We start from the raw sequence: 12,271 nt of genomic DNA on the forward strand, positions 1-12,271 counted from the left end.
CGGTCTCTCCTTCAGGCGTCCATCAAGGGGCGGGGGTTGGTCAGGTAATCGGTCTTCATGTGCTCAAGCGTCCAATAGGCCAGCCCCATCAGCGGGCCTGTCGGGTTGTAGCCAAGGTTCTGCGGGAACAGGCACGCGCCGAAGACAAAGACGTTGTGATGGTCCCACATCTGGCCATAGCGGTTCACGACCGAGGTTTGCGGGTCGGTCCCCATCACCGCACCGCCCACGTTATGCGTCGTCTGGTACGGCACGATCGAATAGTCATTGCCCACAGCGGCCAAGTTGGTCGATGACACGGACGTGACGTTGTCCATCTCCTGCGCGATCTCGACCGCACGGTTCATCACGTAATCGCTCATCTTGCGGTCATTGTCGGGGAAGTTGAACGTCATCCGCAAAAGCGGACGGCCGTACGCGTCGGTCCAGGTCGGGTCGAGGTCGAGGTAATTCTCGTGCGTGGACACCGATGAGCCGTGGATCACCAGATCAGCATGTCGGTTGTAATTCTCTCGCACGGCGCGCTTCCACTCGGCCCCCCATCTGGGCGTGCCGTCTGGCACCGGCTGATAGCTGATCGGACGGCCATGGTACTGCTTGCAGGCGATGTAGCCGCCGCCCAGAAAGCCCAGCTCGGAATGATCGAAATTGTCGCCGTTGAAATCATCAACCACGACACCCAGCGCCCCGGCCCCCATGAACGGGTTAGTGGTGACGCTGTCATCAAAGAACGCATCAACCGCCGCGATGGTCTGATAGGCATAATTGCGCCCCACCGTCCCGGTGCGCGTTTCCGGGTCATAGGGCGTGCCAAGGCCGGAAACGAGCATCAGGTGCACGTTCCAAAGCCCATAGGCATTCAGGCACACGGTATCGGCAGGCTGGAACACCTCGACCCCGTTTTCGTCCAGATAGGTCACGCCCGTCGCGGTCTGGCCATCGGCTGATTTTTCAACCCGCAGCACCTGCGCCTCGAACCGGATCTCGAAATTCTCGTGATCCTTGATGCGGTCGTAGACACAGATGATTGGGTCCGCCTTGGCGAAATAGCCACAGCCGAACCGTTCGCAAAAGCCGCAATAGGTGCAGGGATGAAGCTGCGCGCCATAGGGGTTTTCATAGGCCCGCGTGACATTCGCCGAGGGCATCGGGAACGGATTGTAGCCCAGCTTTTGCGCCGCCTTGCCAAACAGCGTGTTCGAGATCGGCTGCTTCATCGCGGGGTTGGGGTAATCGGCCTTGCGCGCCCCCTCAAACGGGTTGCCGCCATCCTGTGGTTCTCCGTTCAGGTTGCCCGCCGCCCCCGCAGCACCGCAGACGCGCTCAAAGAAATCCAGATGCGGCTCAAGCTCATCATAAGTGACACCCCAGTCCTGAATGGTGAGGTCCTCGGGGATGAACTGGCTGCCATAACGGTCCTCGTAATGGGTGCGCATCTCCAGATCGCTGGGCAAGGGCCGCCAGATTTGCCCATTCCAATGAATACCCGCGCCACCAAGGCCACTGCCCGGCAGGAAAGATCCAAGGCGACGCATCGGCAGCGCCTGCTGGTCGCGAGTGTTGCGGAAGGTCAGGGTCTCTTTCTTGACGTCCTGCATATGCCCGTAGCGCAGGGCGTATTTCAGCTCGTCATGCTCTTCGGGTCCGGCGAAAGAGGTTGCGGTGTGGCGGTCGCGACCGCGTTCGAGAACCACGCAACGCTGCCCGGCATGGGCCAATTCATAGGCCGTCGCAAGGCCGGTCCAGCCACCGCCGACAATCACAACATCGGTTTTGGGAAGGGTCCGTTGTACCATGACTTAACCCTCCTGCCCGATGGGCCGGGGCAGCGTGTGGTTCATCTGACCATGCGCAATGCCCATGGGCGGCTGGGTGGTGGGTTTGTTGTCACCGACGCGTTCAGTAAAATAGGCGTGCGCCCCTGGAAACCCGACCATGCGCCAGCCTGCATATTCGTGATTGCCGCGATAGATCGGATCGGCAAAATAGCCCTCATTGGTGAGGCTCAACACCTCATTGAAGAAGATCGCACTCTCATCGCGTTCAGAGAATTCCTGAACCCAACTTTCACGCTCGGGCAGCGGTGTTGTGGCAAGGTCGATCTCGCTGCGCGCGGCATTGATGCCAGCGCGCAAAAGCTCTGCCGGGCTCAGCGGCAACTGATAGCCTTGCTGCGGGGTGCCTTCGGGAAACGGGCCTTTGAGATAAAGCCCCTCGCCCGTTCCATACCCGGTCGCCATCTGCAGATCGATATAGTCGACGACACCGGCCTGACTGGCGCTTGGAAATTCATCTTGCGGGATGAACACATCGGCAATCGCGGCAAGCCATTGTGCCTCGTCATCGGTCAGAAAGGACCAGGGTTCGCTGTCAAGATTGGCGAAGGCGTGGTGCGGCGGGGTTGTCGCCAGCGCGGCTGTACCGGCAATCTGTGCAAGCACCGCTCGGCGCGAAAATAGCTTTGGCATACAGTAAATCCCTAGCGGTTCAGTTGTCGTTCAACGCAGCCCATCGGCGTGAGGTTCCAGAATTGATTTGAACAAATGCGCATCATGGTGCGTTCACTGCTTATGTTCGCGACGATGCCTCTTGTTTATTTGCTTGTGATTGGTGGCGTCGCCGCCGGAGTAATCCTGATCGCCGGATTGCGCATGACCGACCTTGCCGACCGGATCGCCGATCGCACAGGTCTGGGTGAGGCGGTCGTCGGCGGGGTTCTTCTTGGGGCCGCCACGTCGTTTTCGGGAACGATTGTGTCCCTCACGGCAGCGTTGGACGGTCGAGCGTCATTGGCGTTCAGCAACGGGGTCGGCGGCATTGCCGCGCAGACGGCATTTCTGGCCATCGCGGATATTCTGTACCGGCGCGCCAACCTTGAACACGCCGCAGCAGAGCTTGCGAATATGTTCCAATGCGGTTTGCTGTTGTTGTTGCTCAGCGTTCCTTTGGCTGCATATGCGACGCCGGATTTCAGCGTCTGGGGTGTTCACCCTGCCTCTGTGATTTTGGTGGCGGTCTACGGCTTTGGGGTCGTCGCAACAGCCAGATTGCGCAAAGAGCCCATGTGGGAACCGGTTGAAACAGGCGAGACGCGCGCCGACACTCCGGGCGAAGGCGACGACCCCGGAAAACCGGCGCGCGGACTGATCCTGTGGTTTCTTTTGCTGATGGCAGTTATGGGCGTTGCGGGCTGGGTGATCAGCCGCATCGGGGCGGAGATCACGGATCGTATGGATGTCTCGGCCTCGCTTGTCGGAGCCTTGATGACCGCTGTAATTACATCGCTGCCGGAACTTGTGACGACAATCGCGGCAGTGCGCCGTGGCGCATTACAATTGGCGGTCGGCGGAATTATCGGTGGCAATACGTTCGATACATTATTCCTGACGATTTCCGACATTGGATACCGCGATGGGTCGCTCTACCACGCGATTGGAAAAGGTGATTTGTTCTGGCTCACCGTCGGGTTTTTGATGACCGCGATCCTGTTATTGGGTCTGCTGTATCGCGAACGCCAAGGACCGGGCGGAATTGGCCGTGAAAGCCTTACGATCTTGCTGGTGTATATCGCTGCAATCGCCATTCAGGCGAGTATGGGTTGACAAAAACACGGCTGCAGACATGCCGCAAAAAATACTCGTAAATTAGGCAGTAAAATGCGCGTCTTATTGAACTGATCTGCGATCTTATCAGACGGTCACCCACGTTATTCTCACAAATCTATGAAACCGATTTCCGGGTCGCGGAGTTGGGCCAGGCAGTCAGCATACTGCAACTTATATAATTCCCGCTTCAGGAGTATCCTATGGCCCAGTTTCTTTTGACATCCGCGAATATCCTCCGGGATGCCCACCGCATATTCGGTTTGATCGTCATCGGCCCGGCGGGTCTTGGCCATGCGTTTGCGTTGCAACCCATCGAACCAAAAATCCGCCAGAAAGGTCGGCTTCGACCTTACTGACGTGACCTGAACACCAATTCCAGGCATCGCGGTTCCCTCCCAAATTCATATGCGACGCCTGGTCGGCGGGGGCCCCCTCCCCCGCCAACTTTCCACAGGATTTTCGACCTATCACGAAAGGATACCACCATGGGCGATGCAAAATTTGATCTTCATTGGATAGATTACGCAATTGTCGTAGTTTACTTCATCGGTGTCATCGCCCACGGAATTTATATTTCCCGCAAATCCGGCGGAGGATCTGACGATTACTTCCTCGCCGGGCGGTCGCTGCCCTGGTATTTGATCGGCTTTTCGCTTTTTGCCTCGAACATGTCGGGGTCCAGCTTTGTAGGCTTGATGGGCGGCGCATATGCCAATGGCGTGGTGATCTTCAACTACGAATGGACGGCAGCACTTGTTCTGATCCTGTTTGCTATCTTTGTTCTGCCGTCTTTCCTGCGCGCCAAAATTTCGACCGTGCCTGAATTCCTCGAAGAGCGTTATGACGTTCGGTCCCGGCGAGCCTTTTCGATTTTCACAATTCTTGCCATTCTTTTCATTGACACCGCCGGAGCACTTTACGCAGGCGGGCTTGTGATTTCCAATGTCACTGGATACCTGAACCTGTGGAGTGCCGTTGCGGTGCTGGCCTTGGTGGCGGGTATTTACACCATTCTTGGCGGTCTGTCGGCGGTGGTTGTCACCGACACCGTTCAGGCCATTCTGCTGATCATCGGTGCCGCCATCCTGTTCTGGATCGGCCTTGATGAGATCGGCGGATGGAAGCAGCTGTTCATCGACGTACCGGAAGAAAAGACCAAGCTTATCCTGCCGGCCAACGATGATTTCCTTCCATGGACCGGGCTGTGGGGTGTTGTCCTGCTTGGCTTTTATTACTGGACCATCAACCAGTTCGTCGTGCAGCGCACGCTGGGTGCCAAGAACCTCAAGGAAGGACAGATCGGTGCCTTGTTTGCAGGGTTCCTTAAATTGCCGAACCTGTTTCTGATGATCCTGCCGGGTCTGATTGCGCTTAAACTCTACCCCGAGCTGGAGACGCCGGACCTTGCCTTCCCCACACTCGCATTCGAACTAATGCCGATCGGGCTGCGCGGATTGATCATGGCAGCGCTGATCGCGGCGATCATGTCATCGCTCGACAGTGCGATGAACTCTGCCTCGACCTTGGTGGTCAAAGACTTCGTCGAGCCCATCTGGAATGTCAGCGAAGAGCGGCAGGTCTGGCTGGGCCGGATCGTGACGGGTGTCGTCATGGTGTTCGGTGCAATCTATGCCCCGTCCATCGCCGGGTTCGAAAGCCTGTTCAGCTATTTCCAATCATCGCTAAGCTATATCATTCCCACGATCGTCGTCGTTTATATCCTCGGCCTGTTTATCCCTTGGCTGAACGGCAACGGCGCGTTCTGGACGATCATTCTGGGCCTCGTGGTCGGTATCCCGCTCTTTATCCTGAAAGAGGTGACCGGCATCTGGGCAAACCTTGGACTGCCCGAGATCCATTACACGATCATGTCGACCATCATGATGTTGCTCGGTATCGCAACGCATATGGGGATCTCGGCCATGACCTCGGCAGAGGAAAAAGAAAACCTGGACGATCTGGTCTGGTCCGGTTCGGAGGCCCGTAAGGTGTTCACTGAATGGGAAAGCCCGCTATGGCAAGACCGGACGCTGTGGGCTGGCCTGCTGATCCTTTCAACCGCCGGCTTTGTCATCTGGTTCTGGTGATCCTGGATGAACTGGGCAGACATCGAAACCTTCATCAGCAGAGTTGAAGCGCTGGCAGACAATCTGCCAGCCTTCATCGTGCCGGTCTTGGCCGTGATTGCTGCAGTCTGTCTGGGTCTTCTTATTCACTTTCTTGTCTTTCGAACGCTGGTGCGCGTGCTGGATGTGGATGTCGGGATGATGGGCTCACTTGTGCGACGCGCCCGTCGTCCGATGCGACTGGCTTTCGTACTTCTGGGTCTTGTGATCGTTCTCCCACTGGTGCGACTTCCTGTGCTCTGGCGCGACGGGCTTCAACACATCGCCCTTATTCTGCTGATCGTTTTGATCGGCTGGACATTGATCCTTTTGGTCAACCACTTTTCGGACCGATCCATGCGGCGCTATCGGATGGATACCGATGACAACCTTGCTGCACGCAAATACGTCACCCAAGTGCGCGTGTTGCGGCGAACCGCAGTGATCGTTCTGGTCATCCTGACAACGGCCGCCGTTCTGCTGACATTTGAAAGCGTACAGAAATACGGTGTGAGCCTGTTTGCATCGGCAGGGGCTGCCGGGCTGATCCTTGGTCTGGCGGCGCGTCCGGTGCTGGCGAATCTGATTGCCGGTGTTCAGATTGCGATCACGCAGCCCATTCGTCTGGATGACGTCGTCATCGTGGAAGGCGAATGGGGGTGGATCGAAGAGATTTTTGCCACTTACGTCGTTGTCCGTATCTGGGACTGGCGGCGCATGGTCGTGCCGCTTTCCTACTTTATCGAACAGCCATTTCAGAACTGGACCCGCGAAAGCGCGACGATCATCGGTGCCGTGTTCTGGCATCTTGATTACACCGTACCGGTCAGCAAAGCGCGAACGCGACTTGAAGAACTGGTCAAAAAATCTCCGCATTGGGATGGGCAGGTTGTCAATCTTCAGGTGACCGACACCGACAAGGACACGATCACGCTGCGCGGCCTGATGAGCGCGCGGACCTCGCCGCAGGCATGGGATCTGCGCTGCGAAATTCGTGAGAAGATGATCGACTGGTTTCAGCAGGAATACCCCGAAGCGCTGCCGCGGCTGCGTGGAGAACTGGCGGTCTCTGGATCGTCGTCTAACCCGGGCATTTCACACAAAGCACAACAGACGCATTCAGAAAATGGCAAAGGACAGACCCGATGAACGGAGAGATAGACGCAGATCTGGCGATGATCGACTACATTGTCATTGCTGGATACCTTGGTTTGGTGATTGCCATCGGGGTCTGGGTGTCGCGCCAGACCAAGACCGGCGAAGACCTGTTTCTGGCCGGGCGATCTCTGGGATGGGGTGTGATCGGGTTCTCGCTTTTCGCCTCCAACATCTCGACCTCGACACTCGTTGGTCTGACAGGCAGCGCCTACGAGGGCGGGCTGGCTGTATCGGCTTACGAATGGATGGCGGGCATCCCATTACTGCTCATGGCCTTTGTCTTTGCGCCGGTCTTTCTCAAATCCCGCATCTCCACGACACCTGAATACCTTGAAAAACGCTTTTCACGCCGGGTGCGGCTTTATTTTTCCGGTCTCACAATTGTGTTTACGGTGATCGTCGACACAGCGGGCGGGCTTTATGCCGGGGCCGTTGTGATGCAGGTGTTCTTTCCTGATATCGACATTTGGATGTTTTGCGTCGGGATCGGCATTTTTGCGGGCATCTACACCGCGACCGGGGGTTTGCGCGCCGTTGTTTATACCGATGTGCTGCAAGCCGTGGTCCTGATCCTTGGCACCGCGCTCACCGCGTTCCTGATGTTCCAATCCGTCGATTTCTCGTGGGCGACGGTGGCCGACCAGGTGCCCGAGGGCAACTTGAGCATCGTACAGCCAATTGATGATGCCACCCTGCCGTGGCCGGGTCTGTTTACCGGCGTATGGCTGCTGGGCTTTTGGTATTGGGTCACCAACCAATATATTGTTCAGCGCATCCTGGGCGCAAAAGACCTCTCGCGCGCACAATGGGGGGCGATCCTGGGCGGTATCCTTAAAATCCTGCCGACATTCTTTATCATCCTGCCCGGCGTGATGGCGGTTGTTACCTTGCCCGACATCTCAGAGCCGGATCAGGTGTTTCCGATCATCATCACACAGGTGTTGCCCGTGGGTCTGACAGGTTTGGTCATGGCCGGTCTGATTGCCGCGATCATGTCGACGGTGGACAGCACGCTGAATTCATCATCGACCCTGCTGGTCAACGACTTCCTGATCAAGCGCGACAAGGAACCGACGCCAGAGCAGCAGAAGACATGGGGCACACGCGCCACGCTGGGCTTTATGGTGATCGCTATCGCATGGGCACCGTTCATTCAGTATTTCGGCGGTCTGTGGTCCTACATTCAACAGGCGTTTTCGGTCCTCGTTCCGCCCCTGGTTGTCTGCTTCACTCTGGGCGCATTGTGGCCCCGGGGCACCGCGAATGCCGCATTCTGGACGCTGATCAGTGGCCATCTTCTTGGCCTTGGGGTTTTCGTCACCAATCAGTTGGGAATCTGGCCTTTGCACTACACGATCAATGTGACCATCATGACGGTCATCTCTGCCGTGGTTTTTGTTGCCCTCAGCCTGATGGATGAACAGGCGGACGTTGACAAAGACAGCCTCTGGTCGCGAGAGACCGCGTTCGACACGAAAGCCTGCAACGCACCTGTCTGGGCCAATGTAAAAACACATGCTGTGATCCTCACGGCGTTGATGATCGGAACGCTTGTGCTGTTCTGGTGACCGCGGCCCGCTGGCCAAGGAACTGCTTGGACAGCGGGGCGTTGACCTCTGGACACTCCAAACAACCGAACAGAAAGGCTGGATTATGGATTATGGATTGAACGGAAAAACCGCTTTGATCACCGGGGGCGCATCGGGGATTGGACGCGCCACGGCGCAGGCTTTGTTGACCGAAGGTGCCAAAGTGATCCTTGTGGATTTGAAAGGCGACGCTGTCTCTGACGCGGCCTCAGATCTTGGCGAGGGCGCATCTGCGTTGCAAGCCGATCTGACCGATCCGCGCCAAATCGAAGGGTTGGCCGCGTCGGTGGAAGAACGGTTCACCATGCCGGACATTCTGGTTTGCGCGGCAGGCGTCACCGGAGCCAAAGGCCACCCGCTAGAGCTTAAGGATGCCGATTGGCAGCATGCGTGGGAGACGGATTTCATGTCCGTTGTCCGCACGATGCGCCAGTTTGTACCGCCGATGGAACGCAAGGGATGGGGCCGCGCCGTTGTCGTCACCAGCGAAAACGCCGTCCAACCCTATCCCGAAGAAGCGGTCTATAATGTTGCCAAGGCAGGGTTGCTGAATTTTACCAAATGTCTGTCGCGCGTCACCGCCAAGAACGGCGTGCTGATCAATGCCGTGTCACCAGCCTTTATCGAAACGCCGATGACAGACGGGATGATGGATCAACGCGCCGAACAGCAAGGTGTCAGCCAGGATGAGGCAATCGAAAGCTTTCTGGACGAAGAGCGCCCCTATCTGGAACTGAAACGCCGGGGCAAACCCGAAGAGGTGGCCGCCGCGATTGCGTTCCTTTGCTCTGAGAAAGCAAGCTTTGTGGTGGGAGCAAACTACCGCGTTGACGGTGGTTCAGTGGCTGCGATGTCCACATGACATACGGCGTAGTGTGATCATTCCCACGAGCATATGAGTACGCATTCCTGCCAATCGGTTTCGCGTTCGAACCCGATCAATCCGCAGAAAAACACAGCCCCAAAGAGTCGGGCTGTGATGACCTGCTAGGGGAGACAGGTTTGTTCCATGAGATCGTTCAATAGGTAAACCATGCAAATGCCATTGGCATTGTGTGCCGTGTCACCGCCATTCACGCGCACCGGTTCGCTTGGGTCTTCATGGAACATGAGCCAACACGCGGCGCGTTAAACGGTCAACGGCGAGACGCCATCACAATTCCAGATCAGAAAGGGAAATCGACTATGTCGGAACAAGTTGCCATTGTGGCGGGCGGAACTGCTGGGGTTGGCCGCGCGGTCGTCTCTCATTTGATCAAAGACGGGTATCGCGTTGGCGTTTTGGCGCGCGGACAAGAGCGTCTGACAGAGCTTGAGACTGATTATGGCGATCAGGTTCTTGCGCTAAGTTGCGACGTCGCCGACGCCAATGCCGTTGCGCGTGCCGGGGCTGCGATTGAAGAAACGCTTGGACCGGTATCTGTCTGGATCAATGCAGCAATGATGACCAGTTTTTCGCCCTTTCCGTCGATGAAACCTGACGAATTCAAGCGCATCGTCGATACGACATTGATGGGCGTCGCAAACGGAACACGCACGGCGCTTGCCCTGATGGAGCGGCGCAATCGGGGCCGTATCGTGAATGTCGGCTCGGGGCTTGGTTACCGGTCTGTGCCCTATCAATCCGCCTATTGCGCCTCCAAACACGCCATTAACGGCTTCACTTCCTCAATCCGGTCCGAGCTGATCCGGCAAGGATCGAACGTGACGGTCAGCGTCGTGCAATTGCCAGCAGTGAACACACCACAATTCGATTGGGCGCTGAACCGGTTGCCCAAGAAACCACAGCCAGCCCCGCCCATCTTTGATCCCGATGTGGCAGCCCGCGCGATCATGCGTGCTGTGAAAGAGGGACGGCGCGAATACTTCGTCGGCAGTTCGGTGCTGCAACTCGTGTTCGGCAATATGGTTCTGCCCGCGTGGTTGGACAGCAAACTTGCCGATAGCGGGGCCGAGATGCAAAAGTCGGATGAGGACGAACCGGGGGGACGGCCGAACAACCTGTCGTCGCCGGTCAGCGGGATCAGCGCACAGGCCGAGGGGCGGTTCACAGAGAATGCACGCGACTCTGCGCTGATCGTCGATGCCGATCGCGCCCGGATCATCGCGTTTGCCGCTCTGCCAGTGGCGGCATTGCTGCTTGGGTTGTTACTGGGGTAGCAGTGCCCTCTGGCGCTCACCATCCTGAGCGGTGAGCGACACCAGTTCGTCTAAACCTTCACACCATTGCGGATAGGATGGCTGAATGCCGCCTGTCACTCCTCGCGGTACCACACAACACTGCGTGGCGCGATCTGGTCGGAAACCGGTTGTTCCGCGCTTGAAAGAACAGGTGCAAGGTCACCCGCAAACGGCACATCCTGCGGACCCGCAGACAGGTTTACAGCTACGACGACCGTTGCGGAGTCAGACGTGATTTTGGCGATAAATACATGGTCTTCGGCAAGACGCACATCTATGTCACCCTCCGCCAAACCCAAAGCACGGCGCTTTTGCAGCGCGGTTTGATAGAACCGCAAAACCGACGCGTCGTTCGCCCACTGCTCCGCAGCGGCTCCATCGGGCGGGCAGCTGACCGGCAACCAGGGTGACGCGGTTGAGAAGCCAAAATTTTCAGCATCGCGATCCCAAACCATCGGCGTTCGCGCCCCATCCCGGCCCGGCGGGTTCGGCCAGTATGTTTTGTCGAAGGGATCGTGCAACTTATCAAAGGGAATGTCAGACTGCTGCAGCCCCAGCTCTTCGCCTTGATAAAGCAGGACAGGCCCTGGCAATGCCAGCATCAACGCCGCAAACAACCGCGCATCGCGCGGGCTACCATCACCCTCTCGGCTGACATGGCGCGCCTGATCATGCGACGATAACCACCACGCAAGCGGCCCCGGCGGCCCCAGCCGGTCTATCATCTCAGCCAGCAAAATACCCGACACGCCGCGTTCCGGCATATCCACAACATACCCGGCATCAAGCCGGTCCGGGGCAGTGAATTTATGCAAAACCTCAATGGATCGCGGCCCTTCGTTCACTTCGCCAATGAGATAAGTATCCTGACCTGCCCACTTGCGAATATCACTCGCAAAGGCGGCACAATCGTCCGGCAGCATATCATGCTTATGCTGTTGCATCGTAAACGGATTGCTTGGCGGCCCGGGAATGCGCGCCCGAGCATCTCCGGACGGGGGATTGTCCCGAAATTCGGGATCGTAATAAAAGCTGGTCACCGCATCATAGCGAAAGCCGTCAACACCCCGCGCGCGCCAGAATTCTGTAATTTCGCGCAAGGCGTCATGCACTTTGGGGCTGTGGTGGTTGAGGCTTGGTTGACATGGCAGAAACGGATGCAGGCAATACTGCGCCCGCTGCGGGTGCCATCGCCAAGCCGGATGCCCAAAGAACGCGATCCAATTGGATGGCGGGCTGCCATCCGGGCACGGATCGGCCCAGACATAGATATCCTCAAACCCCGGTTCGCGGTGTAGGGATTTCTTGAACCACGGATGCTGATCGGATGTGTGATTGAACACCTGATCAATCATCACCCGCAGGCCCAATTCATGCGCCTGTTCAATCACAGCATCGAAATCGTCCATCGTACCATAGCGCGGATCGACCGCCCTGTGATCGACAACGTCATATCCGCCATCGCATTGCGGCGAAACAAAGAAAGGCGACAACCAGATGGCATCGACACCCAGGCGCGCAATATGATCAAGACGCGTTGCAACACCCTTCAGATCCCCTTCGCCGTTGCCGGACGTATCCTGCAACGACCTGGGATATATTTGGTAGATGACGGGGTTCTTTGGCCAAAGAC

General features: G+C 57.3%; 10 protein-coding genes. 7 read left to right on the forward strand and 3 right to left on the reverse strand.

The window, feature by feature from the left end; all coding sequences use genetic code 11:
• Positions 1-11: 11 nt before the first annotated feature.
• Together ACG74X_RS11495 and ACG74X_RS11500 are read right to left on the reverse strand one after the other, a co-directional pair.
• Positions 12-1,796 (reverse strand): GMC family oxidoreductase, encoded by a 1,785-nt coding sequence (locus tag ACG74X_RS11495; RefSeq protein ID WP_411234896.1) that lies wholly within the window; start codon positions 1,794-1,796, stop codon positions 12-14.
• 3 nt (positions 1,797-1,799) lie between these two features.
• Complete coding sequence (locus tag ACG74X_RS11500; protein ID WP_411234897.1) at positions 1,800-2,468, reverse strand: gluconate 2-dehydrogenase subunit 3 family protein; 669 nt, start codon at positions 2,466-2,468, stop codon at positions 1,800-1,802.
• Positions 2,469-2,570: 102 nt separating this feature from the next.
• Between ACG74X_RS11500 and ACG74X_RS11505 the strand changes: the two genes are divergently transcribed.
• The 7 genes from ACG74X_RS11505 (at position 2,571) to ACG74X_RS11535 (ending at position 10,617) form a co-directional block, all read left to right on the forward strand.
• The gene (locus ACG74X_RS11505) at positions 2,571-3,602 is read left to right on the forward strand and encodes a sodium:calcium antiporter (protein WP_411234899.1); all 1,032 of its coding nucleotides are present in this window, start codon (positions 2,571-2,573) and stop codon (positions 3,600-3,602) included.
• A gap of 203 nt (positions 3,603-3,805) precedes the next feature.
• Complete coding sequence (locus ACG74X_RS11510) at positions 3,806-3,961, forward strand: hypothetical protein (protein ID WP_411234900.1); 156 nt, start codon at positions 3,806-3,808, stop codon at positions 3,959-3,961.
• 129 nt (positions 3,962-4,090) lie between these two features.
• Positions 4,091-5,692, forward strand: coding sequence for a sodium:solute symporter (locus tag ACG74X_RS11515; RefSeq protein ID WP_411234901.1), 1,602 nt, complete (start codon positions 4,091-4,093; stop codon positions 5,690-5,692).
• Positions 5,693-5,698: 6 nt separating this feature from the next.
• Complete coding sequence (locus ACG74X_RS11520) at positions 5,699-6,859, forward strand: mechanosensitive ion channel family protein (RefSeq protein ID WP_411234902.1); 1,161 nt, start codon at positions 5,699-5,701, stop codon at positions 6,857-6,859.
• Entirely contained in the window at positions 6,856-8,436 is a 1,581-nt protein-coding gene (locus ACG74X_RS11525; protein ID WP_411234904.1) for a sodium:solute symporter, read from the forward strand. The genes ACG74X_RS11520 and ACG74X_RS11525 overlap by 4 nt, the downstream gene beginning before the upstream one ends.
• Before the next feature lie 85 nt (positions 8,437-8,521).
• Complete coding sequence (locus ACG74X_RS11530; protein WP_411234905.1) at positions 8,522-9,319, forward strand: SDR family NAD(P)-dependent oxidoreductase; 798 nt, start codon at positions 8,522-8,524, stop codon at positions 9,317-9,319.
• Positions 9,320-9,642: 323 nt separating this feature from the next.
• Positions 9,643-10,617, forward strand: coding sequence for an SDR family oxidoreductase (locus ACG74X_RS11535; protein WP_411234907.1), 975 nt, complete (start codon positions 9,643-9,645; stop codon positions 10,615-10,617).
• Between the two features lie 95 nt (positions 10,618-10,712).
• Here ACG74X_RS11535 and ACG74X_RS11540 read toward each other — a convergent pair whose 3' ends face one another.
• On the reverse strand, positions 10,713-12,224 hold the full coding sequence (locus ACG74X_RS11540; protein WP_411234908.1) for an alpha-amylase family glycosyl hydrolase: 1,512 nt from the start codon (positions 12,222-12,224) through the stop codon (positions 10,713-10,715).
• Positions 12,225-12,271 lie beyond the last annotated feature (47 nt).

Source organism: Marivita sp. S0852 (assembly GCF_046591575.1).
Classification (GTDB): Bacteria; Pseudomonadota; Alphaproteobacteria; order Rhodobacterales; family Rhodobacteraceae; genus Marivita.